Here is a 26,436-nt window from a genome sequence, read left to right as displayed (position 1 = left end):
AGTTAAAATGTATTCGATTGCATTAACCATTGGTTTAAAATATCAGGATTAACATTTGTTATATAAACGTTAACATTTGTGGTATCTACTCAATTTATACTCCAATACTTTTACTAGGATGATAAAGGCCAAACCAACCGGCCTCTGTCAACACCAACCAATTAAACTTTTTATAAAAATCTTATGATGAAAAAACTACAAATTAAAAATCTTGTGGTATTGATCGGTCTCAGCTTGTCGTTTGTCTTGATGAGTTTGGCCGGCTATGCCCAGAGCCGGCAAATTGCCGGAAAAGTTACAGAGTCAGACGGCTCACCTATTCCCGGGGCAAGTGTTGGGGTCAAAGGAACCTCCATTGGTACACAAACTGATGTAAGTGGAGCATTTAAACTTTCTGTACCAAACAATGCAACCTTAGTAGTTAGCATAGTAGGTTATGCTACACAAGAAGTTGCAGTGGGAGGCAGTAATACATATAGTATCAAACTTAGCGCTGCTACAAGTTCATTAAATGAGGTTGTAGTAATTGGTTATGGTACTGCAAAACGTAAGGATTTAAGCGGCTCTGTAAGTTCTGTTAACGCAGAGACAATTGCTAAACTCCCTGTGCCATCTTTAGACCAGGCATTGCAGGGGCGTGCAGCGGGTGTTCAGGTTACTGCAAATGATGGTGCCCCGGGCGGTAATACCACTGTTTTAATCAGGGGCGTGGGGAGTTTGGCCAGCGGTGGCAACAACCCTTTATATGTGGTTGATGGTTATCCGCTAGATGGGGGTATCAATAACTTTAACCCAAATGACATTGCAAGCATCGATGTATTGAAAGATGCATCTGCTACTGCTATTTACGGTATTCGTGGCGCAAATGGTGTAATCATTGTTACTACCAAAAAAGGGCTTAAAGATGGTGTTCAGCTGTCTGTTGATGCTTACAACGCTTTCCAGGCAAAGCCTAAAAAGTATGATTTGTTAAACGCACAGCAATGGGCTACACTGGCCAACGAAATTGCTGACAAGGATGCCAACTTTGTTGAGCTACCTATCTGGCGCGACCCAAGCAAATTAACTAATGCCGACTGGCAGGATGCGCTTTACCAAACAGGCAAAACTCAAAATTACAGTGTTGCAATTCGCGGTGGCAGTGATAAGGTACAATCTGCTGCATCTATTGGTTATTACGATCAGAAAGGTATTGTGCTAGGATCATATTTTAAAAGAGTAACACTTGGCCTTAATTTAGATTATCAGGCTACCAAATGGCTTAAATCTTCAACAAGCGCAAAATATACTTACACAACTTCAAACAACCCATATGGTACTGGTGCCCTGGGTAACTTAACGCAGCTGATCCCAACTTTAGATGGCGGTAACAGTGCCACAAGCCAGATCAAAGATGCTAATGGTAACTACGGTTTTTATAACCCCACTAATACCTACACCGCCAAATACAATAACCCGGTTTATAGCATAGAAACTAACGAATATGAAAACATCAACAACCTGTTGCTGACCAATTCATCTTTAGAAGCAACTATAATAGATGGTTTAAAAATTAAAACTAATGCAGGTGTGCGTTTAAATACCTATTCCGGTTCGTTTTTTCAGCCAGAAGATACCCGCATCCAGCAACAATATTCTGCTGCGGTACCAACCAACGCTTTGTACAGCCAGCGCCAAAACAACCTGTTTGAATGGTTATGGGAAAACACTATTTCATATGATAAAACTTTTGGTAAGCACAGGATCAATTTCGTAGGCGGTGTTTCTCAACAAAGTACGTCTTATACGGCTAATGGCGGGCAGGGTATTCCAAAAAACAGCGTTATCCGGGATTTAGCACAAGTAACTAATCTGCAGTTGGATAATGAAGGTAATGGTAAAACCATTACCACCCTGGCCTCTCAATTTGCCAGGTTGACTTATACTTTTTCAGACAAGTACTCAATCAACGGTACAATCAGGCGCGATGGTTCATCTAAATTTGATGAAGGCCACAAATATGGCACTTTCCCGGTGGGAGGTGCAACCTGGAGGGCTAAAGAAGAGTCGTTCCTGAAAGATGTGACCTGGTTATCTGATTTGAAGTTCCGTGGTAGCTATGGTAAAGTAGGTAATCAGGGTTCGATAGGTAATTTTCAATACGCAGCATTGTATTCAACTGGCTTACCAGCCGCCAGCAGCGGTAACTTAGGTTATCCTTTCAACAAGCTCTATCAAAGTGGTACCGCTCAAAGCCAACCAGCTAATGCTAATTTGCGTTGGGAAACCGATTACCAAACCGATATTGGTATGGATGCAGGTTTCTTAAACGGTGCATTAACACTAACGGTTGACGTATTTAAAAGAACATCCAAAGACTTCTTGTTGCAATTGGCAGCTCCTGCACAATCAGGCTACAACTTCCTTACCCGTAACGTAGGCAGCATGGAGAATAAAGGTATTGAGTTGGCTGTTAACTACAATCACACCAATTCCTCAGGTTTTCATTATGGTTTAGCCTTAACCATGTCGGCTGTTAAGAACAAATTAACCAGCATAACATCCGGTACCGACTTTGTAACCAATTTTGGTGGCTTAGGCTTAACCGGGCCTGGATGGGCCGATAATACCTTCACTAAAACATATGTTGGTGGTTCTGTAGGTGAATTTTACGGATACAAAACGATAGGGATTTTTCAAACAGATGCCCAGGTAAAGGCACTGAATGCAGCAGCGGCGATAAAAAACCCTTCTAACCCATATTACTACCAGGTAGGTACAACAGCTGGCGACCGTTACTTTGCCGATACGAACGGCGACGGACAAGTTACCACGGCAGATCAGGTAAGTTTAGGTAGCCCGTTACCTAAATTCTACGGTGGTTTTAACTTTGATGCTTCTTACAAGTCTTTTGATTTTAACGCATATTTCTACGGCGTTTATGGCAACAAGATCCTTAACTATCAGCAAAGTTCTTTGCAAAGTTTCCAAAACCGAGGGTTTGTGGGCGTTGAAAATGTAAGCGTTGATTATTACAACAATCGTTGGACAACTACTAACCCTTCTAATACTTACACAAGGGCTACCTACAGTGATGCGCAATTACTTAGCAATGTACCATCAAGCACCTGGATAGAGAATGGTAGTTTCCTTAAATTAAAGAACGTAACTGTTGGCTATACTTTGCCTAAAGAGATTACAGACAGGGCAAACGTAGCTAAAGTGAGGGTGTATTTTTCAACACAAAACTTATTTACGATTACAAAATACACAGGCCTTGATCCGGAGATCGGTATACAGGGCGGTAATCCTACGCAAAACGGAATTGATAACGGTACTTATCCGGGTTCAAAATTTTATACCGTAGGCTTAAGCGTAACTTTTAAATAAGATTATAAAATATCAAGGACATGAAAATGAATAGAAGAAATATAGGCGTGGTCACCTTAATTGTGGTGCTATTAATGCCATTTGGTTGTAAGAAGGATTTTTTATCACAAACGAGCCGGTTTAAGTCAACCGCTAAAGCAACTTTTCAGAAACCGGGTGATGTGGTGGCGCTAGTTAACAGTATTTATGATGGATACCAAAACAGCGATTTGCTAAAGAAAGCGATATGGTATTATGCCAACTTTCAATCGCATGATTTTTATAACTACGGTGCCGATGTTGCCTGGAATAATTACCAGATCAACTCCAGCTTTGGCGCATTATCAACACTTTGGAACAACGCTTATGTGGGTATTAATCGTGCAAATTCAGCTTTTGCAATTATTGCCACGGCAAAAGAAAAAGGGATAGTTACTCCGGCATTGGCAGACAGGTTAACAGGCGAAGCATACTTTTTGCGTGGAATGACCTATTATTACCTTGCAGGTTCTTTTGGTGGCGTACCGCTGGAACTTAAATCAGAAACTAACGGGTTAACTCCGCGTAGTACGCAAGATGAGGTATTTAAGCAAGTAGTTGCCGATATGAAACAGGCAGAAACATTATTGTTATCAAAAACTGCTTTACCGGCTACAGATTTAGGCCGCGCCACAAAGGGTGCAGCTTATGCCTATGAAGGCGCTGCACAAATGTGGTTGAAAGATTACCCATCTGCATTAACTGCTTTTAACAATACTGAGCTAACAAACAACTATCATTTGTTGTCGAACTTTGGTGACGTGCATGAGTTTACCAACCAAAATAATGACGAATCAATTTTCGAGATTCAGTTTGAAGTATCCGGCTCACAGAGCTGGGACGGCGGCTGGCAAAATGGTGGTGAAGTAGCCTGGATTGATGACTTTAGCTGGCCCGAAGAAATCTCAAACTTTGGCTATGATTACGCAAATCCTGGTCTTTGGTATTCCTACCAGTCTGGCGATAAAAGAAAAGCGTTCACCATTGTGGGGCCTGGAGATGAAAATATCAGCCCTGGAATTATTGCGAAATGGGGTGGTATAAAAGGTTATCCTGCGGTAACAGGGGGCTTTGCCAGCGGCGATGCACGTTATAAAGCCGATGATGGCAGCATAATCAATACCTGTGGTACGCTTACCCGCCCTTGGTATGGCGTGTCAGATCAATTGCGTTCTGGCTACTACAATGCAAAAAAATGGAGAGATCCGCAATTGACAGGTGGTACCGGTAACCAGGTGATCTTCGGTTCGCAAAATCAAATTCTGATGCGCTATGCGGAAGTGTTATTGAGCCGTGCCGAATGTAAAGTTCACACCGGAGATGTTGCAGGTGCAATGGCTGATTTAAAATTGGTAAGGGATCGCGCCTTTGGCGGTACCGCACCGGCTATAATGCAGGATGGCGCCAGGTTTGATGGATCTGCTGCGTCACCAATTACCGATCCATTGCAGATGGTTTTAAGCGAATACAGGCACGAACTGACTGCCGAATATTCATTATTCTACGATTTGCGGAGGGCTGGCCCGGGTGTGGCTTCTGCTTTTATCAAAGCAAACTATGGTACCGATGCTACTACAACTCCACAACCTTATCCATTTGGCCCAACCGCTGACGGTAAGCCACATGGCGTTTATCGTACAACTCTGCCGGAAGGCCGCGATATATTACCAATTCCACAACAGGCCATTGGTCTTAATCCAAATCTTACGCAGAACCCTGCATATGGTAAATAATTTTAGTTAGTAGTTTTAAAAGGCTTTCTCCGCAAGGGGAGAGCCTTTTTTTGCTGATAAGTATATTTTTAAACTAATTGCGGTAAACACAATTATTGTCCCTACATTTTGTATCGGTAAACCTATACGTTTTTATGAAGCTTTTTTACAATATCTTTCTCCTGGTGGGTATACTGGGGCTGTTTTCATGTGGAAAGAAAACGCATTTTGAAAAGATATCTTCTTCACATTCCGGCATCGACTTTAACAATCAGATTACCGAGAACGATTCGATCAATCCGCTGGACGTGGTTAATATTTACAACGGCGGCGGCGTTGGTGTTGGCGATTTTAATAACGATGGCCTTCAGGATCTGTATTTCTCCGGCAATATGGTATCCAATAAACTATACCTCAACCAGGGGGACTTCAAATTTAAAGATGTTACCGAAGAAGCAGGCGTTAGCGGCATTGGCCGATGGGGCAGAGGCGTTAGTATTGTTGATATCAATAATGATGGCCTGATGGATATTTACGTTTGCAATACCATCTATAAAGATTCTTTGAATAGACAAAACTTCCTTTACGTTAACCAGGGGCCTGACAAAAATAATGTTCCCCATTTTAAAGATATGGCCAAACAGTACCACCTGCAAGCAGGAACGGAATCTACCATGGCCAGCTTTTTTGACTATGATAACGATGGTGACCTGGATATGTATCTTACGGTAAACAATGCCAGTTCCACGTATAACCCCAATGTATTCGGCCCCGCAAATGCCCGTGGTCCGCATATAATTACCGGTAAATTGTATCGGAACGATTGGGACGAAAAATTGCATCATCCTGTATTTACCGATGTTACGGTACATGCGGGAGTTACCATTAGCGGTTTTGGACATTCCGCATCAACGGTGGATGTTAACGGCGATGGCTGGAAGGACATTTATGTTTCAGACGATTTTATTTCCAATAATATACTATACATCAACAACCACGATGGCACCTTTACCGATAAGGCTAAAGACTATTTTAAACATACGTCTTTCAATTCTATGGGTCAGGATATCGTGGATATCAATAACGACGGACTTGCCGATGTGGTAGAACTGGATATGAACCCCGAAGACAACTACCGCAAGAAAATGATGCTCGGGCCAAACAGCTATCAAACCTTTTCAAATTTCGATCAGTTTGGCTACCAGTATCAGTATGTACGCAACACTTTACAGCTCAACCGCGGTCCGCGGGTAGATAAGCAGGGAAAAATAGGCGACCCTACGTTTAGTGATATCGCTTTTCTAAGCGGTATGGCGCAAACCGACTGGAGCTGGACACCGCTTATTACCGATTTCAACAATGATGGTTTTCGGGATATGATCATTACCAACGGTTTCCCGAGAGATGTATCCGACAGGGATTTTATGACCTATCGCCAGGAAGCATACGCTGTGGCATCTAAGGAAACAGTGCTTAAGCAAATCCCGGAGATCAAGATTCATAACTATGCTTATCTCAATAACGGCGACCTAACCTTTAAAGATGTGAGTATGGATTGGGGACTGGAAACGCCAACCTTTTCTAACGGTGCCGTTTATGCAGATTTGGATAATGATGGTGCCATGGATATGGTTGTAAATAATATCAACGATAAAGCCTTTGTTTATCGCAACACAACGCGCGATGACAAAAAAACAATTGGCGATGCGCATTACCTGCAGCTCTCTTTGAAAGGAGGCAAGCAAAACGTAAACGGGTTGGGCGCTCTGGTGAATATTTATTATGGTAAAGACAAGCAGCAATTTTATGAGAATAATCCTTACAGGGGATACCTTTCATCAGTAGAAAATATTGCCCATTTTGGTTTGGGAAAAATAACTATAGTTGATTCGGTTTTGGTGAAATGGCCAAACGGCAAAAAGCAAAAGCTTACCAATGTAAAAGTTGACCAGAAACTCAGGGTTAGCATTGCCGATGCAAAGGATCACTACTCCTCGGTATTGCCATTGATTGATGCCAAAGCCTTATTTAAAGAGGTAACGGATTCGCTGGGCGTGCACTATTTTAGTAATGACCCTAACTTTCTGGATTTCAATATCCAAAAATTACTGCCGCATAAATTATCAGATTACAGCCCTGCTATTGCCGTAGGTGATGTAAATAACGATGGTTTGGATGATATGGTTGTTGGCGGTAACTCTGCCAACCAGGCAAAAGTATTTGTTCAGCAGCTCAACGGTCGATTTATTCAGCGTGATCTGATCCCTAAAGGTGTTGATTACTCCTCATTATATAAAGATGCCGGTTTGTTACTCTTTGATGCCGATGGTAACGGAACGCTGGACCTGTACGCTGCAAGCGGTGGGTATGCAACCACGGCAAACAGCCCCGAATACCAGGACAGGTTATATCTGAACGATGGCAAAGGGAACTTTGCCTTGTCCAAAGGTGTAGTACCATCTAATTTTACAAGCAAGTTGTGTGTGCGTGCCTGTGATTATAATAAGGATGGCAAGCCGGACCTGTTTATATCCGGCAGGGTAAAACCATGGGAATACCCAAAGCCGGTGTCCAGCATTTTATTACGCAACGACAGCCATAACGGGCACTCCAAGTTTACTGACGTTACCGCACAGGTTGCGCCTGCATTAAAAGATATAGGGTTGGTTTGCGATGGCCTCTTTACCGATTTTGACAATGATGGCTGGCCGGATCTGATGCTGGCGGGCGAGTGGATGCCGGTTACTTTTCTAAAGAATGATCATGGCAAATTCGTAAACGTTACCGCCAAAATAGGCGTTTCTGATAAATTTGGCTGGTGGAACTCCATTATAGGCGGCGACTTCCGCCACACCGGCCGTACCGATTACATCGTAGGCAACGTAGGACAAAACAGCCTTATCCAGGCCAGCAATGACTACCCGGTACACATTACCGCTAAAGACTTTGATAACAGCCAGGCTTACAGCGCCATTACATCGGTTTATTTCAAGGATAAAAACGGTGATAAAAGAGAATTCCCGGTGCAGGGTCGTGATGATCTGCTAAAGCAAATGATCAGTATGAAGAAGAAGTACACCAATTACAAATCTTTTGCGGTAGCTACCATTGATGATATTTTAACGCCGGAGCAGCGGACAGGCGCATTGCGGATGAAAGCCAACCTGCTTAAAACATGCTACTTGCGAAATGATGGGAATGGGAAGTTTACCATTATTCCACTACCGGTTGAAGCGCAGGTATCGGTTATTAATGGCATGGAAACAGGAGACTTTGATGGCGATGGCAACCTGGATGTGGTGATGAATGGTAATGATTTTGGAACCGATGCCGCTATTGGCAGGTACGATGCCCTCAGCGGATTAATGCTAAAAGGTGACGGCAAAGGAGGCTTTAAAGCACTAAGTATTTTGCAAAGCGGAATTTATATCCCCGGAAACGGCAAGGCATTGGTAAAGCTTCGTGATGCGAAGGGCCAATTGTTGCTAGCCGCAAGCCAAAACAGGGATTATTTGAAGCTGTTTAAATTAAAGGGGCCAGCCCAAAATATCTCGGTACAGCCCAATGATGCTTATGCCATAATCAAGTATAAAAACGGGCAAACCGACAGGCAGGAATTTTATTTTGGGGCTTCATTTTTATCGCAGTCGGCCAGGTTTATTACACGGGGTAAAAGTGTAGCAAGCATTACGGTATTTGATAATTCCGGGCACCATCGAATAATAAATTAAAGTTTAAACAATCGATTGCATTTTTCACCGAAAAATTGTAAATAGCATAAATTTATTAGCCCGGGCTTCATTCTTCCCCACGCTTAACCTAAAACAATGAATAACAAAAACTACACGGCCATCGCTATGGCTTTTGTGCTGGCGGGCTCGTCTGGCATTCGTGTTGCCAATGCGCAGGCACTGGCAAGTCAGGTACCTTTAACCAGTCTGTCGGCTTTTACTGCGCCGCCAAAAAACTGGGAGATCGATGGTGGTGTGCATGTAGATCTCGAAAATACCAACGCTTTTATCCTTACCAGGGGTTCGGGTATTTTGGTAAATGTGGTGGATGAAAAAAATCCCGGACACGATTTGTATTTTAATCTTCAGCATGGCGATATCGACCTGGAGATGGATTACACCCTGGCCAAAGGTGCCAACTCCGGCATCTATCTGCAGGGCCGATACGAGATTCAGCTATTGGATAGCTGGGGTGCTGTAAATCCAAAATCAAGCGACAACGGAGGTATTTATGAGCGTTGGGACGATGGCAAGCCCGATGGCATGAAAGGCTATGACGGCCACGCACCAAGGCAAAATGCAAGCAGGGCACCTGGCCTATGGCAGCATATGCGCATATCGTTCCAGGCACCCAAGTTTGATGCTAGTGGAGCGAAGATTGCCAATGCTAAAGTATTATACATTTGGTTGAACGGCGTGCTGATTCAGGAAAATGTGGAACTTGCGGGGCCAACCCGTGGTGCTTATGATAGTAAAGAAAGTGCGCTAGGCCCGCTGCGCTTACAAGGCGATCATGGGGCGGTGGCTTTCAAAAATATTAGCTATACCAACTTTAACAAGCAGCACCCAACGGTTTCCAACCTAAAGTATGTGGTTTATAAAGGCGCTTATTCCACCGAGCCCGATTATAAAACCTTAAAAGCAGAAGCACAGGGTGTAAGCCCAATGCTAACTTCAAATGAGGTGAAACTGCCAAATGATTTCCTGGTGAGGTATACTGGTACGCTGCACATTGCCGAACCTGGAGGCTATACATTTAAGTTGAGCGTTCCGGGTGGCAAAGGCGCGTTGAAAATAAACGGCGTCAATACCGTTCCGCTGAGCAATAACCGGGGCATGGGTACTACCCAGCTAACAGCAGGAGAATTACCTTTTGAGGTTTTTTACGCCAAAACTACCGACTGGGCAAAGGCCGCCCTTGGACTAACCGTCTCCGGCCCGGGTGTACGGGAGTTTTTATTGAGCGATGGCAACGTTAGTTCTAACGATGCCGTTGATCCTATATTGATCAACGCAACCGAAAATACCATTTTGCGCAGTTTTAGCGATTTGCCTGGCGGCATCCGTGTAACACATGGCGTTGGCGTAGGCAGTCCGGAGCAATTGCATTATACGTATGATATGGATAAAGGGATGATTGTGCAGATCTGGCGGGGCGGTTTCCTGGATGCCACCCCAATGTGGCACGAAAGGGGCGATGGTTCTTCGCGGCCTGCCGGCTCAGTACAATACTTAGGTAAACCAGCTCCTGGTATAGCCAAATTGGCTGCTGCGGATGCTGTATGGCCTTTAGATACGGCTGGTACTGCTTACAGGCCCAAAGGATACGTTCTTGATGGTGATGGCAAGCCCACCTTTAAATACCTGCTATATGGAACAACCGTTAACGATGCCAGTATGGTGTTACCCGGGGCGCAGGGCTTGCACCGGGAAGTGAGTTTGAGCGCTCCCGTTGAAGGCCTGTATTTCCGGATGGCGCAGGGAGATAAGATAGAACTGCTAAAAAAAGGCCTGTACAGTGTAGATGATAAATACTATATCCGGCTGGACGATATTGGCGACGCCAAGGCCGTAATCCGCAATTCCGGCGGGATGCAGGAGCTGGTTAGCCCTATCAAAACCAAATTAACCTATTCTATCATTTTTTAAGAAGCAGGTGATGAAGAAATTATTAACTAAACAAATGATAAGCAAGGTTTTATTTTTTGTATGCGCTACCGCCGTATTGACCGGGTTTACCCTTCGGGCAAAAGCACAGGCTGAATCGCCAAAAGAGGATGACTTTTTTAAGATCATGAAGGTGCCAGCACCAGAGGGTACGATACTGGAAGTTGGCGGTTTATGCACTTTGCCAAATGGCAGCCTGGCGGTAACTACCCGCCGTGGCGATATATTTATGGTGGAGAATCCCACCAGTCAGCACCCGTTCTTCCGAAAATTTGCATCGGGCCTGCATGAGGTGTTGGGTGCGGCTTACAAAGATGGCGCGTTGTACGTGGTACAAAGGGGGGAACTCACCAAACTGGTAGATACCAATATGGATGGCAAGGCCGATGTGTTTGAAACCGTTTACGCTTGGCCTTTATCAGGAAACTATCACGAATACAGCTTTGGCCCGAAGATAGCGCCAGACGGATCGTTTTTCGTTAGCTTGAATCTTGGCTTTCCGCCAGATTGGTGGCACCCTAAAAGCTTTGTGCCTTACCGCGGCTGGGCGCTTAATATTACTGAAGCCGGCGTAGTGACGCCGTGGGCAGCGGGTTTCAGGTCACCTTGTGGAATCAGTATGATTGATGGCCAGTTGTGGTACAGTGATAACCAGGGCGATTGGGTTGGCTCAGGTAGTATTATGCCGGTTAACAAAGGCGCTTTTATGGGCCACCCTGCAAGTTTGGTATGGACAAACTTGCCAAATTCTCCGCTTAAACTTACGCAGGAACAGTTTTTTGCCAAAAACAACCCCCGAATTGAATTTGATAAAAACGGCCAGCCTTTTAAGCCACAAAATATTGTGGAGGAAAATTTCCGTACCGAAGTCGATGCCAAGAAAGATATCCCTGAATTGCAGTTACCGGCTGTATGGCTGCCGCACGGTATCCTGGGCATCTCCAATTCGGAGATTGTAAAGATTCCCGAAGGGGCATTCGGGCCATTTGCGGGCCAATTGTTGGTTTGTGACCAAGGGCAGAGTATGGTGGACCGGATCTTTTTGGAAAAAGTAAACGGCGAGTACCAGGGTGCAGCATGGGCATTCAGAAGCGGTTTTCAATCGGGTATAGTACGTTTGGCCTGGCTGCCGGATGGCTCATTAGTGACTGGTGAAACCAACCGGGGCTGGGGATCGGCAGGGGAGGCTACCATGGGTTTGCAGCGTTTGATCTGGAACAACCACATCCCGTTTGAGATGCGCGCAATCCGTGCCATGCCGGATGGTTTCGAGATTGAGTTTACTAAACCGGTGGATATGAAAATAGCGCAGGACCTGGCCTCTTATTCGGTAGAAAGCTATACTTACAAATATCACGGTGTTTATGGAAGCCCTCCGGTAAACAACCAAAAACTGACTATCGCCGGCGTTAAGGTTTCTGAAGATGGATTAAAAGCCCGTATTGTGGTAAACGGACTCCGTACGCACTACATTCACACCATTACGTTAGAGGGCATGCGCGATAAAGAGAACTATTTCAATCTGGTGCACCCAACTGCTTACTACACGCTGAATAATATTCCCGAAGGTGGAAAATTAAGTTTAAACGATTTGAGTACTAAAAACTCGGCGAAAACGGCAACTGCCAAAGCAACTGTGAAAAGTAACCCGGCAGCAAAAGCAGCCGCTAAAATTGAAGCAAACAAAGTGGTTACTTATGCCGATGTACAGCCATTGCTACAAAAAAACACCTGTTTATCCTGCCATAATCCAAACACCCGGCAGGTTGGCCCGGCATTTAAGGAAATAGCCAAAAAGAAGTATAGCATTGCGCAGATCATGGCATTGATCAAGAATCCAAAACCGGAGCACTGGCCGGACTATTCCACCCCGATGCCGCCGATGCCACAAGTTCCGGCTGCTGATGCACGTAAAATAGCTTCCTGGATAACATCACTGAAATAATATCAACAAATGAAAAAACTATTTATAACTACTATGATTATTGCTTCGGGATTGAGCTCACAGGCCCAGCAAAGTGCCAAACCTGAAGATACTGAGATCTGGACACCGGTACCTAAAGTTGTCACACCGGCTAAAATCGCCGGCGAGGCACCCTCTGATGCCATAATTTTATTTGGCGGCAAAAATTTGGATGAGTGGGTGCTCACCAACGATTCCACATCGATGCGTAAATGGAATGTGGCCGGTGATATTATCACCGTTGATAAAAAGGCCGGCGACCTGCAAACCAAAAGGAAATTTACTGATTTTCAGTTACATATAGAGTGCAAAATCCCCGAAGATATTGCCGGCAGCGGCCAGGCGCGCGGTAACAGCGGCATCTTTTTAGCTGCTCTTCCATGGGGAGCAGGTGGGTATGAGTTACAGGTACTGGATAACTTCGGCAACAAAACATATGTAAACGGCCAGGCGGGCAGTATGTATAAGCAATCGCCACCGTTGGTAAATGCCTGCCGCAAACCGGGGGAGTGGAACTATTATGATGTGGTTTGGACAGCTCCCCGTTTTAATGAAGATGGTTCTGTTAACGCTCCGGCCCGCGTAACTGTTTTGCACAATAGCATCCTGGTTCAAAATAATACCATATTAAAAGGAGATACCCCCTACATTGGGCAGCCCCAATATCGCAAGCATGGCCCGGCGCCTATAAAGTTGCAAGCTCATGGCGATGATAGTAAACCCATAAGCTATAAAAATATCTGGGTAAGGGAGTTATAACTTTAAGAGATTTTTGAGCTCATGAATTCAAGCCTGCGCTATAATCTCGTGACCGTTTATTGTCGAAATTTCTTTAAACATAAGAATGGCCGCCCGATTGGACGGCCATTTTCTTATAACCCATTTTTATTATTTTTTTGTGCGGTCTTTATTTTACTGTATTTCCTTCAGAATCAATGATCTGGACGGTACCAATATTGAGTTCCCGGATACCTTTCTCAATTTTAGCCCGGTCGCCTACAATTACCCAGGTTAAATTGTCCGGTTTAATTACTTCCTTAGTGCCTTTACGGATATCCTCCAATGTTAGTTTTTGAAGATTAGCGGCATAGTTGTTCAGATAATCCATTCCGCGGTTATACATCAATGCAGATTGAAGATCGCCTAAGACTGCACTATTGGTTTCCCAGGTCCCTGGTAGCTCTAAAACGGCATTGGTTTGTACTTTTTTAAACTCCGCTTCGGTAACGGGGCGTTTAGATGAGATATCTTGTAGTTCCTTCCGCAACTCAACAATTGATTCTTTGGTCTTATCGGTTTGTACCGGGGCGTAGCCGGTAAAAAATCCCTGACCGTAAGCATCCAGCAGTATAGAGAATGATCCATACGACCAGTGTTTATCCTCGCGCAGGTTCATGTTGATACGGGAGGTGAAATCACCGCCAAGTATGCGGTTCATCATGCTATAAAACTTATTGCTTGGATCAGTTGCAGACGGGGCTAATTCTGCAGCAAAGATGATAGACTGATCGGCATCAGGCTTGTCAACTATATACACGGTTTGTTTCTGCGGCAGTGTTACGGCTGCAATGGTTTTAGTAGGCACTGTTTTCTTTTTCCATAGTGCCAGCTTGTTTTCCAGCACTGCCTTTAAAGATATTTCATCTACATCGCCCACTACTACCAATGTGGCATTGTTTGGAGCAAACCAGGTGTCGTAAAATTTAATTACATCTGCCCGGCTTAATTTATTTACCGATTTTTCGGTACCGCTACCGGTGTAAGGATTGGCGTAGGCATGACCTTCGCCATAAACTAACTTAGGCAGAATACGGAGACCCATAGTTGATGGCTCTACCTGCTCCCGCTTGATGCCCAACAAATGCTGTTTCTTGATACGGTCGAAATCTGCCTGGGGGAATGCCGGGTTTTCAATAATATCCGAAAATAAATCAAGTGATGGTTCCAGGTTTGTTTTTAAAGCATTCATCCCAACAAACGAAAAATCCAGGTTGGAATAGGTGTATATGGTTGCGCCGATATCGCTTGATTGATCGCTGATTTGCAAAGAGGTTCGTTTTTTAGTGCCTTCCTTAAGCATCTTCATCGTCATAGAGGCTGTTCCTGCCAGAACGTTTTGATCGGCGGAATAACCGGCATTAAAAAACATCGACATATTTACAACGGGTACGGCAGTGCGTTTCACCATAGCAACTTTAAGCCCGTTGCTCAATGTGAATTCTTTTACCTCGGGAAATTTCACCGCAACCGATGGGCCCAAGGGCGGTTGAACCGTACGGTTAATAGAAGCGGTTTCGGCAGATGGTGTCCCAAAAGGAGTGATCCTTAATTTATATTCTCCATCCATTAACCAGGTTACTGCAATTGCCCTGATATCAGCCACGGTAGCATTCTTGATCCACTTTTGTACCTCTTTATAATGATCGGCATCGCCGCTAAATGTTTCATACTGCGCAAGGATGTCAGATTTGCCACCAAAACCGCCAATCCCTTCCATCCCCTTAATGAAATTAGAAAAATAGGTTGTTTTAGCACGATCAAGTTCGGCCTGGGTAACGCCGGTGGCGTATACTTTAGAAAGTTCGCGGTTAATGGTATGGTCAATAGAATCAAGCGTAATCCCCGGCTTAGCGTTCACAATGATTGTAAACTGGCTGCTAATTTCGCGATCATCCAAATAGGCGTAAAGGTTGCTGGCAGTTTGGTCATCATAAACCAGTTTTTTGTACAGGCGCGATGTTTTGCCTTCGGCCAGTATGCTGCTTAATAAGTTGAGGTAGGTAGCATCTTTGGTTCCGAATGCCGGCACGTTCCATGTTTTTTGTAAGCGCGCCTGGGGTACACGGTCCTGGGCGGTCTCTTCATGTGTACCGGTCATTTTAGCGGTCCATAAAGCTTGTTTGGCAATTGGCCCTGCTGGAGGGATGTCGCCGAAGTATTTGTTCACCTTGGCATATATCGAATCAGCATTTACATCACCTGCAATAACCACCACTGCGTTATTTGGCCCGTAATATTTTTTAAACCAGTCTTTTACATCCGGGATGGATGCTGCATCCAAATCAGCCATGGAACCGATAACCGTCCACGAGTAGGGGTGATTGGATGGATAAGTGCTTTTAGCAGTTAGTTCTTCAGCAATTGAATAGGGCTGGTTGTCGCCTGATCTTTTTTCGTTTTGCACAACACCGCGCTGCTCGTTAAGCCGGCCGCTGTCTATTACTCCAACCATAAAGCCTATCCGGTCGCTTTCCAGCCAAAGTACCTTATCAAGTGCCGATACCGGGAAGTTTTCGAAATAATTAGTACGGTCGTTACTGGTAGTGCCGTTTAAGTTAGTGGCGCCAATGCTTTCCATCACTTTAAAATAATCATCGTTGTAATGCTCACTGCCGTTAAACATCAAGTGTTCAAATAAATGTGCAAAACCTGTTTTACCGGGCTTTTCATTTTTTGAACCTACATGATACCAGATATTGAAGGCCGCGATAGGCGCTTTGTGGTCTTCATGCACCAATAATCTTAATCCGTTCTTTAAAACGAACCGCTTGTAAGGGATATTGATGTCAGGAAATTTTTTAGGAACCGGCTTTTGTGCAAACAGCATGGCACTTTGCGCGAGCAGGATAATGAGTAGGATAGGTTTTTTCATCTTCATCAGAATAAAATTTTATTATTCTAAAAATAGACAAATATTTTTTGCGAATTATTGGCTGTGTAAATTATTATTCCGCTTATAAAATATTTAGATATTTAATATGGCAAACTGTAAATCTATTGATTTCTGGCTAATGCCAGTGCCCAATTCACTAGATCGTCAGCAGCGTGGTTGTTATCAAAGGCAGCAGGTAGGCGACCATTTACATATTCGTTATAAAGCCACGGGTCGCCAATGGCAAATACAAAACCTTTGCCATATTTGGTAGTGGCTGCTATCACAGCACCATTAGTTGTTTTGAGTACGGGTATAGCTTTGCCGCTCAACGCAATACTGCAAATATCCTTAAGGAAGAGTTTTTTGCTGGTTTGGAAGATGGGGTGATTGGTTATTAGTACGGCGCCATCGTTAAAATGATCGTCATCAACTACATGGTTTTGCATATCATTATTAAAATGTAGCCCAAAATGCCCGGCCAGGATATTAAAATGCGGCAGCTCCACATTGGCGCTATCATTAGCCATGAGGATAAGTATACCACCTGCATTCACCCAATTGCTTATTTGTTTGGCGTCGGCGTCGGTAATGAAATTGGGATTCGGGTTTTCTTTTTTCGAATCCGGATCAACAATAATGTAAACTGAAGCGCCCTTCAAGTTACCGGTAGTTGGAGCAGCGTTCAGGCTGCGTAGCGTGGCGCCTTTGTGTTTAAAAATTTGGCCCCAGATAGAAAATCCGGTACTACTAGTATCCTCCCATAGGTAATGAAACCGCTGGGGCTGACGGTTTGCATCTTGTTTTGTTTCGTGATTAAAATAGTAATCCAGCATCACCGTTTGAGCAAAGGAGCTGCTGGTTGTCAATAGCAGCCCAAGGATAAAATAAAGCTTTTTAATCATGTCTGGTTCATTTAATCCGGCAGTAAACTGCAAGGCTAGTATCGTTACAACTCAACCACCTTCATTTTTGGAGATATCAAATGCATCAATAGCCAAGCTACAACATATGCGCACGCACAGATGATAAAAAGAATATTATAGCCTGACGTAACATCTCCCGCGGCTTTAGCCGAATCGAGGATCCAACCGATAAAGAACGGGAAAGCAATGCCGCCCACAGCCCCGGCCATACTACCGATACCCACTACCGAACTCACTGCCCGTTTTGGAAAAATGTCTGATGCTGTAGTAAAAATGTTTGCGCTCCAGGCCTGATGTGCAGCCGCTGCCAGACTGATTAATGCAACTGCCTGCCAAATGTTTGTTGCAAACCTGGCAGAAAATATAGGTACTACACAAAGCGCAAAAATCAGCATGGCTATTTTACGGGCCTTAAATATTGGCATTCCTTTTTTGATCAACCAGGATGATAAATAGCCGCCGCCTATACTGCCAATTGTAGTTGCGGTATAAATTACAATAAGTGGCAGCGTTGGTTTTTTCAGATCGAGATTGAAGGTGCTGGAAAAGTAGGAGGGTAGCCAGAACAAAAAGAAATACCACATAGGATCTGTCAGTAATTTCCCAACAACAAAAGTCCAGGTTTGGCGGATGCCAAAAAGCTTAGCCCATTTAGTTTTTCCTTCCGGGAGGTTTGCTGCCGCTGCTTCGCTGGTATCAGAATGGATGTGATCAAACTCAGCTGTGTTTACTTTTTTATGTCTGGACGGTAATTCATAAAATAACAACCAAAACACCAGCCATATAAAACCGATGGCGCCGGTGATCAGGAAGGCCATTTGCCAGTTGTAAACCCCAAGGATCCATGGTACCAGGGCCGGCGCCAGTATTGCCCCGATATTTGCACCGGAATTGAATATACCTGTTGCTAAGGCGCGTTCTTTTTTAGGAAACCACTCTGCTACTACTTTAATAGCTGCCGGGAAATTGCCCGATTCGCCCAATCCGAGTGCAGCCCTTACCACGCCAAATCCGAAGGTGGATTTTACGATCGCATGTGCCATCGCCGCCAGGCTCCAAACTATAAGCGAAATGGTGTAGCCCATTTTCGTACCTATCTTATCTATGATACCCCCATAAAAAAGCAAACCCAGCGCGTAGGCCGCCGAAAAGGCCATAACAATGTGGCTGTAATCGGTTTCCGTCCATTTAAACTCTGCAGCCAGGGTGGGTTTCAAAAACCCGATCACCTGCCTGTCGAGGTAGTTAATAGTTGTAGCGAAGAACAGGAGGGCTACTACCACCCATCGGTAGTTTGTCTTTTTTGGTTCGTTCATAATCGGTTTGGTTAGCAGCTATAATAAGCTGCCGGTATTCTAGTTTTGGCTCTGGGGTATTTTGTTCAGATCACTTCTCAATTCAATACCGATGCACCCCAAAAAGCCGTTTTTCTGTTAAGACAAATACTTATCCGTCATATTTAATTGCATTTTGAACTTCTGTAATTGTACTTGTTGTGGCGTCACCGGCAATAAATAATTTAGTAAATGCCGCTGCGGTAGCATAATCAAGCGTTTCCTGGGGCGAAAGATGGTTATAAAAACCATAGATCAATCCTGCCATAAAACAATCGCCGCTGCCCACCTTATCGGTCACAAAATCAGAACTGTATTCTGCCGAATTATAGAATTTATTATCGGTGTATAAAGTCGTGTAATAACGGATGCCGTTACCTTCATCAAACCTGAAAGTATTGGCAACGGCCTTGCAATTCGGAAACTCCTTGATGATCGTTTCTGAAGATAGCAGTGCCTCTTTCAAATATATACTCTTCTGGCCTGATTCATGCATCTCCGGCGTTACCGGCACTTTCAGCAGTTTCTCTGCTGCCCAAACATTACCCATTATTAGCGTGCAATATTTGGCCAAAGCCGGCATCACCTGGTTGGGTTGTTTACCATATTGCCACAGTTTTGCGCGGTAATTTAAATCGAGGGAAATAGTAATGTTTTTTTTAGATGCCGCTTTTAAAACTTCTTCGCAAAGGTTGGCTGTTTGCTGGGTAAGTGCCGGGCAAATAGCACTGAAGTGGAACCAGCTTACCCCTTTTAAAACCTCATCCCAGTTGATTATACCTGACGTGAGTTCGGCAAAAGCAGATCCTGCACGATCGTAGATCACGGCATCGTGCTTCATGTCCTTGCCTTTTGTAAGATAGAATAAGCCTAACCGGCCACTGCCGAGATGAATTGCGCTGGTATCTATGTTGCGCTTGTTTACATAGCTAATCAGTTGGTCAGAAAGCCCATTAGCAGGCAAGGCCGTAAAGTACCTGGTTGGCACCTGCCACAAGGCCAGTGCGCTTGCCGCATTCAGTTCTGCTCCGCCAACATGAAATGGTAATTGTTCATTACCAAGCCAGCTACCACCCGCATCCGGGCAAAGCCTCAGTAACATTTCTCCAAATGTTAATACCGATCCCGTGTTTACAGCTTTCATATCTGTTTATACCCCGCTGAATACAGAGAATCCACCATCTACGCAGATCATTGATCCGGTAACAAATTTTGAAGCATCGCTCAACAGCCATACCAGTGCGCCAATCAGTTCATCCGGGTCGCCAAAACGTTTAAAAGGTGTTTGCCTGATCACAGATTCGCCGCGGGATGTGTAGCCTCCTTCTGGCAGGGTAAGCAAATTGCGGTTTTGTTCTGTCAGAAAAAAGCCAGGGGCCAGTGCATTCATGCGGATGGCGTCGCCGTAGCGGTTAGCCAGTTCAACAGCAAACCACTGGTTATAGCAATCAACCGCAGCTTTACCCATATTGTAACCCAATACCTTGGTCACCGCACGTTTGGAGTTCATGGATGAGATATTAACGATACTTCCTTTTCCGGTTTTAGCAATGGCCTCGCCAAAGATTTGGGTAGGCAGTAGTGTGCCCCAGAGGTTAAGATCCAGCACTTTTTTCATGCCGTCCATATTCATTTTGAATATATCCTCATCGGGTTGAATTACACCAACAGGCATATTGCCCCCGGCACCGTTAACCAAACCATCCAGCCGGCCAAAGCGGTCAAGCACTGCAATTTTTGCTTGCTGCAAAGCTGATTCATCCAAAACATCGGCAACGAGTGCTATAGCTTCGCCGCCATTTTTGTTGATGACAGCGGCACGCTCTTCGGCTATTCCTTTGTTTCTGCCCAGAATGCCCACGGCACCACCTGCGGCTACAATGCCATTTACAAACGAGTTGCCAAGTATGCCGGTGCCACCGGTTACCACAACTACCTTACCTTTTAATGAAAAAGAGTTATCCATTTATAGTTTATTATTTATTACCTGATGCCCTCGATATCAATTGCATCCATATCTGTATAATCTAAATTTTCGCCTGCCATGCCCCAAATAAAGCTGTAACTGGCCGTACCCACACCCGAGTGCATACTCCAGGGCGGCGAAACAACTGCGTTATGGTTACTCACCAAAATGTGCCGTGTTTCTTTTTCCTCGCCCATGTAATGAAAAACGCGCTGGTTATTTGGCAGGTCGAAGTAAAAATAAGCTTCCATACGCCTGTCATGCACATGCGGCGGCATGGTATTCCAAACGCTGCCTGTGCTTAAAATAGTAAGTCCCATTACCAACTGGCAGCTTTTAATGCCATCGGCATGGATGTATTTATTGATGGTACGATGGTTAGCGGTTGCACTATGCCCGGCAACCACTTTAACAGCATCCGCCAGAGGCATGAGCGCGGTTGGGTAAGTTTGGTGTGCCGGTGCTGAGAGTAAATAAAACACTGCCGGATCTTCTGCCATTTTGGAAGAAAATTGAACATTTTTTACGCCTTTTCCTACATAAAGGCAATCCAGCTTTTTAAGCGGATAGGTTTGCCCATCAGCAGTTACTTCGCCATCTCCGCCAACATTGATGATGCCGATTTCACGTCGTTCCAGGAAATATTCTGCACGAAGGTTTGGGTAATTTTCCAGTTCCAAAACTTTAGTAGCCGGGTGCGCCACGCCAATGATCATCCTGTCGTAGTGGGTGTAAACACAGTTGATCTGGTCGGTTTTAACCAAGTCTTCCATCAAAAAATTCTCACGGATCTTTTCAGTTTGGTAACTTTTAAAGTCGCCGGGATGCACGGCATGTAGTATTTTCAAAACAGAAACTGTTGAAGGTATTTAACATTTACATTGGATGGCAAGTGTAAACTATTGATGTAATAATCAGAAATAAACAGCTTGTTATTTCTACGCAATCGTTATCGTAAACCCGCCTCACACTCAAATATACCCAAAGGCGGCAGAACTCAAACTTTTACGTAGAAATATAAACGTTTGCAATTGTTAATATACATACCTTGTTAAAATACGGTTTGAAAAAATAATATTTGCATATGAGTTTACAGCAAACATGGCGGTGGTATGGTCCCAAGGATCCGGTTAGTTTATCTGATATTAAACAGGCTGGTGCTACCGGCATTGTTACAGCTTTACATCATATCGCAAATGGTGCGGTTTGGCCGGTTGACGAGATCCTCAAGCGGAAAGCATTGATAGAGGATGCCGGGTTGCTATGGTCTGTGGTGGAGAGCGTGCCGCCGCACGAGGATATCAAAAAACGCAGCGGCAACTTTATGCAATATATCGTTAACTATAAACAAAGTCTGCGCAACCTCGGGCAATGTGGTATAAACATCGTCTGCTACAATTTTATGCCCGTGCTGGATTGGACCCGCACCGATCTGGACTACTTGATGCCTGACGGTTCGACTGCATTAAGATTTGAAATGGCCGCTTTTGCCGCATTTGATCTGTATATTTTGAACAGGCCCGGCGCCGAAGAAAGCTATTCAGAACACGTTTTACAAAGCGCTAGGGCCTATTACACTTCATTGAACGAAACAGACAAACAAAAACTCATAACCAATATTATTGCCGGTTTGCCGGGGTCTGAAGAAGGTTATACGATTGAGAGTGTGCTGGCTATGCTGGCATCCTATAATCATATTGATGCCGCCGCCCTAAAGGCCAACCTGGCTTATTTTTTACAGGAGGTAATTCCTGTTGCAGAGGAAGCCGGCGTGCTGATGTGCATCCACCCGGATGACCCGCCTTACCCGATATTAGGGTTGCCGCGAGTGGTAAGTAACGAGCAGGACATTACCGACCTTTACAACGCTGTTGATAGCCCCAACAACGGCTTAACTTTTTGCACCGGGTCGTTTGGGGTGATAGCCGGTAACGATTTGCCCGGTATGGTGCAGCGCCTGGGGCACCGGATCCATTTTATCCATCTGCGCAGTACCAGGAGGGACGAACTGGGTAATTTCTACGAGGCCGATCATTTGGATGGTGACGTGGATATGTATGCAGTAATGAAAGCTTTGCTGGAAGAGCAGCAAAAGCGGATAGCCGCCGGCCGCAAAGATATCAGCATGCCTTTCCGGCCGGATCACGGGCATAAGATGCTGGATGATCTGCATAAGAAAACAAACCCGGGCTACTCTGCTATTGGCCGTTTGCGCGGACTGGCAGAATTGCGCGGGCTGGAACTCGGCATTAAAAGAGCATTCGGCTATTAGGATTTCTTTTAAGCCCGGCTGTTGGTTTCATCCGGCACAAAATTAAACTGCTGGCTGGCTTCAAAGGCTACATATACGCGGCGCCACGGGGCATCGTCAATCAGTTTCCATTTGTGGGCAGTGCCGGTGGTATCCATTGCAACCAATATTTCTCCCGGTTTTATAATGAAAGTTTCACCGGGCCTGGTCTCAAATTCAAGCGTTCCGCAAAGGGTGATCACATACTGTTCGGTAGGGGCGTTGTGCCAGTCGTAAAACGAATGTGGCGGCGATTCCTGGAAACGCACAGATGATGCCTGGTTCATCACCCCTTCACTAATTGTGCCCGTTTGTACATGCGAATGCCCGTCTTCGCCGGTATATAATTTATAAGCTTTTATCATATGATGTATCGGTGGCTAAGCTAAGAAATGTAGTAGAATTACTGTAAACTTCTTTCAGCTATAAACGAGGTTTGTTCCACTTTGTGAAGGTGGAACAGCTTTTTTTGTAAAAACTTGATATTCAGATATATAATGAGTTTAAGTGGAACAAATTGGAACATCCCTGTTGTTGAGGTAAACTATATAATAATCTTATTATTATATAGTTATGTAAAATTTGTTGCCGCTTGATAATAGGCTTCGGAATACCCCGATGGAACACTTTGGAACAAACTTCCATCACATCTTACTGACAAATATTTACACTTTTTCTGATTAAAACTAACCCGGCCTTTCGCTGATAGCTTAAATTTTCTTGAGAATTTAACCTGTAACTATCCTAAAAAACTTTTTATCAACACTCTTATAATGCTAATATTTTTAGCATTATATTTGTATTAAGTTTTATGCAGGAGTTTTATATAGATGTTGAATTAAGCCAGGGAGTAACCCGGATCCAGGTGGACGAAGTGCCGCCGGAGCAATGGGATATGCCCTACGCGCCGCAATTTATTATCGAATATCATAACGGCAGGGAGTTTATTACGCTTACCCTTTTACTTGATCAGGGCAAGTGGTATGATCGTAATTCGAGGATAACCGAAGACGATTCCCAGTTGCGCTACGTAGATGCTGATAGCTGGAACATGGCTTATCAAAGCCCTTTGGGTGATGGCGCTGTTCGGGAAATTGGTGAAGCTATCGGCCGGCATATGATCGTTCATCTTACGGCTTATATGGCTTTATTCATCCCTGTTTTTCGTGCACCGGGATTAAACTGATAATGTTATGGCCGAATCAAAAAAAGAGATCATTAACCAGCTGCAAAAGGATATTTTGCTTTTGCAAGGGTTTAAGCCGCCCACCGGGGCTACCCAAACTATTGGTTTAGGGCCAATAGAAGGGGCTTTTCCAAATGGTATTTTCCCGGTTGGCGCTATACATGAGTTTTTAACTACCCGGCCCGAAGATGCTGCCGCAAGTGGTGGTTTTGTGGGCGGAATTTTAAAATCACTTATGAAACAGGGCGGTGCTTGTTTATGGATCAGCACATCGCGCTCACTTTTTCCACCCTCTTTAAAAACTTTTGGGGTAGAGCCGGATAAAATGATATTTGTTGACCTGAAACGCGAGCGTGACGTACTTTGGGCTACGGAAGAGGCCTTAAAATGCGGAGGCCTTTCTGCCGTTATTGCTGAACTGAACGAGATCAGCTTTACCCAGTCGCGCCGTTTACAGCTGGCTGTTGAGCAAAGCAAAGTAACCGGTTTTATGATGCGTACCGATGCGCGTAAGCTGGGTACAACTGCCTGCACTGCCCGCTGGAAGATCACCCACCTGCCCAGTGAGCTGCAGGATGGCTTACCGGGTGTTGGCCATCCGCGCTGGAATGTTGAATTATTAAAAGTACGTAACGGCAACCCGGGTATATGGCAAGCAGAATGGCTAACCGGGCGGTTTGTTTCCATTGCTGAAACAGTTGCCGAAAGCGGGGTTAAGCAGCAAATGCTTAATGCAGGGTAATTATGCAGCGCCGCTTTGTATCCATATGGTTCAGGTATTTAACTACCGACTGGCTCACGCTCCGCCGACCAGAACTGAAGGACCTGCCCCTTATATTCTCCGCGCCGGATCATGGCCGTATGCTTATTGTTGCGGCTAACCTTAAAGCGATGGAAGAGGGTGTAGTTATAGGAATGCCTGTTGCAGATGCCAAAGCCATTATTAGTGATTTGCAGGTGTTTGATGAAAAGCCCGGTCGTGCGGCCAAATTGTTAAAAGGCCTGGGCGAGTGGTGTACCAGGTATACGCCCATTATCGCTACCGATCTGCCGGATGGGCTGATGCTGGATGTAAGCGGCTGCACACATCTTTGGGGCAGTGAACGCGATTATCTGAAAGAAATAGTTAACCGCCTGCGCAGTAAAGGCTATGATGTACGCGCCGCCATGGCTGATACCGCGGGCGCTGCATGGGCCATTGCCCGTTATGGCAAAGTAACGCCTATTATTAAAACCGGTGAGCATGCTGCAGCACTGCTTAGCTTACCGCCGATAGCTTTAAGGCTGGAGCCTGTGGTTTTACAGCGGCTGCAAAAGCTGGGTTTAAACACCATCGGCAATTTTATCAATATGCCGCGCTCGGTATTGCGCAGGCGTTTCGGCGAGCATTTTTTGCTGCGGCTGGCCCAGGCATTAGGGCAGGCAGATGAAGTTTTGCAGCCCCTGCATATCATTCCGCCCTACCAGGAACGCCTGCCTTGTATGGAACCTATCCGTACCGTTGTAGGCATTGAGATTGCTATTACCCGTTTGCTGGAAGCGCTGTGCAAGCGGCTGCATCAGGAAGGTAAAGGCATTAGGGTAGCGGTGCTGAAGGGTTACCGCATTGATGGCAAATTGGAGCAGGTACAAATCGGTACCAACCGGGCCACCTATAATATTAATCATCTTTTTAAACTGCTGGGGCTTAAAATTGCTTCGATTGAACCAGCTTTAGGGATAGAGCTTTTTGTATTGGAGGCCACCAAAGTGGAAGATGTATCACTGGTGCAGGAGGCAATGTGGGCCGGTAAACCGGGTTTGGATGATGTGGGCGTAATTGAGCTGCTGGACAGGCTGGCCGGCAAAGTAGGAGCAGATACCATACACCGTTACCTGCCCGATGAGCATTACTGGCCCGAACGCAGTATTAAGAAGGCAGTATCACTGGAAGACAAGCCGGCCATTAACTGGCGGAGCGATAAACCCAGACCAGTGCGGTTACTACCCCGGCCCGAAGCTATTGAAGTGGCCGCCCCCATTCCGGATTATCCGCCGATTGTATTTATATACAAAAATCAGCGGCACCATATAAAACGAGCCGACGGCCCCGAACGCATAGAACGCGAATGGTGGCTGGAAGGCGGGCAGCACCGCGATTACTATAATGTAGAAGATCAGGATGGGCAGCGGTACTGGTTGTTCAGGCTGGGACATTACCAGCCAGATGGCAGCAACCAGTGGTTTATTCATGGTTTTTTTGCCTGATTTATATTGATGTGGCAGGCTTAAATGCAGCAAAGCCATATCTCCCCCTCTTTGCGTAGCAGATAGGGGGCGGGGGGTGAGTTAAATTCTCCACC

The 26,436-nt window shown here is 45.0% G+C and carries 17 protein-coding genes; 10 read left to right on the top strand and 7 right to left on the bottom strand.

Features of this window, described 5'->3' with window-relative positions:
- The first annotated feature begins 249 nt into the window (after positions 1–249).
- The 6 genes from A0256_20415 (at position 250) to A0256_20390 (ending at position 13,499) form a co-directional block, all read left to right on the top strand.
- The gene (locus A0256_20415; GenBank protein AMR33623.1) at positions 250–3,369 is read left to right on the top strand and encodes a hypothetical protein; all 3,120 of its coding nucleotides are present in this window, start codon (positions 250–252) and stop codon (positions 3,367–3,369) included.
- A 20-nt stretch (positions 3,370–3,389) separates the two neighbouring features.
- The gene (locus A0256_20410; GenBank protein AMR33622.1) at positions 3,390–5,120 is read left to right on the top strand and encodes a hypothetical protein; all 1,731 of its coding nucleotides are present in this window, start codon (positions 3,390–3,392) and stop codon (positions 5,118–5,120) included.
- 134 nt (positions 5,121–5,254) lie between these two features.
- Positions 5,255–8,830, top strand: a complete 3,576-nt coding sequence (locus A0256_20405; protein ID AMR33621.1) for an RNA-binding protein — start codon at positions 5,255–5,257, stop codon at positions 8,828–8,830.
- 96 nt (positions 8,831–8,926) lie between these two features.
- On the top strand, positions 8,927–10,759 hold the full coding sequence (locus A0256_20400) for a hypothetical protein (protein ID AMR33620.1): 1,833 nt from the start codon (positions 8,927–8,929) through the stop codon (positions 10,757–10,759).
- Between the two features lie 10 nt (positions 10,760–10,769).
- On the top strand, positions 10,770–12,722 hold the full coding sequence (locus A0256_20395; protein AMR33619.1) for a hypothetical protein: 1,953 nt from the start codon (positions 10,770–10,772) through the stop codon (positions 12,720–12,722).
- 9 nt (positions 12,723–12,731) lie between these two features.
- Entirely contained in the window at positions 12,732–13,499 is a 768-nt protein-coding gene (locus A0256_20390) for a hypothetical protein (protein AMR33618.1), read from the top strand.
- A gap of 148 nt (positions 13,500–13,647) precedes the next feature.
- On the opposite strand, the gene A0256_20385 is transcribed toward A0256_20390, so the two are convergent.
- From A0256_20385 to A0256_20360, 6 genes are all read right to left on the bottom strand, one after another.
- Complete coding sequence (locus tag A0256_20385) at positions 13,648–16,398, bottom strand: peptidase M16 (protein ID AMR33617.1); 2,751 nt, start codon at positions 16,396–16,398, stop codon at positions 13,648–13,650.
- A 116-nt stretch (positions 16,399–16,514) separates the two neighbouring features.
- Positions 16,515–17,297 (bottom strand): hypothetical protein, encoded by a 783-nt coding sequence (locus A0256_20380; GenBank protein AMR33616.1) that lies wholly within the window; start codon positions 17,295–17,297, stop codon positions 16,515–16,517.
- A 44-nt stretch (positions 17,298–17,341) separates the two neighbouring features.
- Positions 17,342–18,634, bottom strand: a complete 1,293-nt coding sequence (locus A0256_20375) for a hypothetical protein (GenBank protein AMR33615.1) — start codon at positions 18,632–18,634, stop codon at positions 17,342–17,344.
- A gap of 130 nt (positions 18,635–18,764) precedes the next feature.
- The gene (locus tag A0256_20370) at positions 18,765–19,796 is read right to left on the bottom strand and encodes a carbohydrate kinase (protein ID AMR33614.1); all 1,032 of its coding nucleotides are present in this window, start codon (positions 19,794–19,796) and stop codon (positions 18,765–18,767) included.
- Positions 19,797–19,802: 6 nt separating this feature from the next.
- Entirely contained in the window at positions 19,803–20,618 is an 816-nt protein-coding gene (locus A0256_20365; protein AMR33613.1) for a D-mannonate oxidoreductase, read from the bottom strand.
- 17 nt (positions 20,619–20,635) lie between these two features.
- Complete coding sequence (locus tag A0256_20360; GenBank protein AMR33612.1) at positions 20,636–21,466, bottom strand: 5-keto-4-deoxyuronate isomerase; 831 nt, start codon at positions 21,464–21,466, stop codon at positions 20,636–20,638.
- Between the two features lie 236 nt (positions 21,467–21,702).
- Between A0256_20360 and A0256_20355 the strand changes: the two genes are divergently transcribed.
- Positions 21,703–22,890, top strand: coding sequence for a mannonate dehydratase (locus A0256_20355; GenBank protein ID AMR33611.1), 1,188 nt, complete (start codon positions 21,703–21,705; stop codon positions 22,888–22,890).
- An 8-nt stretch (positions 22,891–22,898) separates the two neighbouring features.
- Here A0256_20355 and A0256_20350 read toward each other — a convergent pair whose 3' ends face one another.
- A complete protein-coding gene (locus tag A0256_20350; protein AMR33610.1) occupies positions 22,899–23,273 on the bottom strand; it encodes a hypothetical protein in 375 nt (124 codons plus the stop codon).
- Positions 23,274–23,719: 446 nt separating this feature from the next.
- Between A0256_20350 and A0256_20345 the strand changes: the two genes are divergently transcribed.
- The 3 genes from A0256_20345 to A0256_20335 are packed head-to-tail and all read left to right on the top strand — an operon-like array spanning position 23,720 to position 26,341.
- Positions 23,720–24,094, top strand: coding sequence for a hypothetical protein (locus tag A0256_20345; GenBank protein AMR33609.1), 375 nt, complete (start codon positions 23,720–23,722; stop codon positions 24,092–24,094).
- Between the two features lie 7 nt (positions 24,095–24,101).
- Entirely contained in the window at positions 24,102–24,836 is a 735-nt protein-coding gene (locus A0256_20340; GenBank protein ID AMR33608.1) for an Error-prone repair protein ImuA, read from the top strand.
- 2 nt (positions 24,837–24,838) lie between these two features.
- Complete coding sequence (locus A0256_20335) at positions 24,839–26,341, top strand: nucleotidyltransferase (GenBank protein AMR33607.1); 1,503 nt, start codon at positions 24,839–24,841, stop codon at positions 26,339–26,341.
- Positions 26,342–26,436 lie beyond the last annotated feature (95 nt).

This window comes from Mucilaginibacter sp. PAMC 26640, assembly GCA_001596135.1.
In the GTDB taxonomy this organism is placed as follows: Bacteria; Bacteroidota; Bacteroidia; order Sphingobacteriales; family Sphingobacteriaceae; genus Mucilaginibacter.
The sequence above is the reverse complement of the archived record's forward strand: the minus strand, read 5'-3'. Positions and strand labels throughout refer to the sequence as shown.

Excerpts from the sequence above, each read along its gene's own strand:
- A0256_20415 (AMR33623.1), top strand. The coding sequence starts at position 250 with ATGAGTTTGGCCGGCTATGCCCAGAGCCGGCAAATTGCCGGAAAAGTT.
- A0256_20410 (AMR33622.1), top strand. The coding sequence starts at position 3,390 with ATGAAAATGAATAGAAGAAATATAGGCGTGGTCACCTTAATTGTGGTG.
- A0256_20405 (AMR33621.1), top strand. The coding sequence starts at position 5,255 with ATGAAGCTTTTTTACAATATCTTTCTCCTGGTGGGTATACTGGGGCTG.
- A0256_20400 (AMR33620.1), top strand. The coding sequence starts at position 8,927 with ATGAATAACAAAAACTACACGGCCATCGCTATGGCTTTTGTGCTGGCG.
- A0256_20395 (AMR33619.1), top strand. The coding sequence starts at position 10,770 with ATGAAGAAATTATTAACTAAACAAATGATAAGCAAGGTTTTATTTTTT.
- A0256_20390 (AMR33618.1), top strand. The coding sequence starts at position 12,732 with ATGAAAAAACTATTTATAACTACTATGATTATTGCTTCGGGATTGAGC.
- A0256_20385 (AMR33617.1), bottom strand. The coding sequence starts at position 16,398 with ATGAAGATGAAAAAACCTATCCTACTCATTATCCTGCTCGCGCAAAGT.
- A0256_20380 (AMR33616.1), bottom strand. The coding sequence starts at position 17,297 with ATGATTAAAAAGCTTTATTTTATCCTTGGGCTGCTATTGACAACCAGC.
- A0256_20375 (AMR33615.1), bottom strand. The coding sequence starts at position 18,634 with ATGAACGAACCAAAAAAGACAAACTACCGATGGGTGGTAGTAGCCCTC.
- A0256_20370 (AMR33614.1), bottom strand. The coding sequence starts at position 19,796 with ATGAAAGCTGTAAACACGGGATCGGTATTAACATTTGGAGAAATGTTA.
- A0256_20365 (AMR33613.1), bottom strand. The coding sequence starts at position 20,618 with ATGGATAACTCTTTTTCATTAAAAGGTAAGGTAGTTGTGGTAACCGGT.
- A0256_20355 (AMR33611.1), top strand. The coding sequence starts at position 21,703 with ATGAGTTTACAGCAAACATGGCGGTGGTATGGTCCCAAGGATCCGGTT.
- A0256_20350 (AMR33610.1), bottom strand. The coding sequence starts at position 23,273 with ATGATAAAAGCTTATAAATTATATACCGGCGAAGACGGGCATTCGCAT.
- A0256_20345 (AMR33609.1), top strand. The coding sequence starts at position 23,720 with ATGCAGGAGTTTTATATAGATGTTGAATTAAGCCAGGGAGTAACCCGG.
- A0256_20340 (AMR33608.1), top strand. The coding sequence starts at position 24,102 with ATGGCCGAATCAAAAAAAGAGATCATTAACCAGCTGCAAAAGGATATT.
- A0256_20335 (AMR33607.1), top strand. The coding sequence starts at position 24,839 with ATGCAGCGCCGCTTTGTATCCATATGGTTCAGGTATTTAACTACCGAC.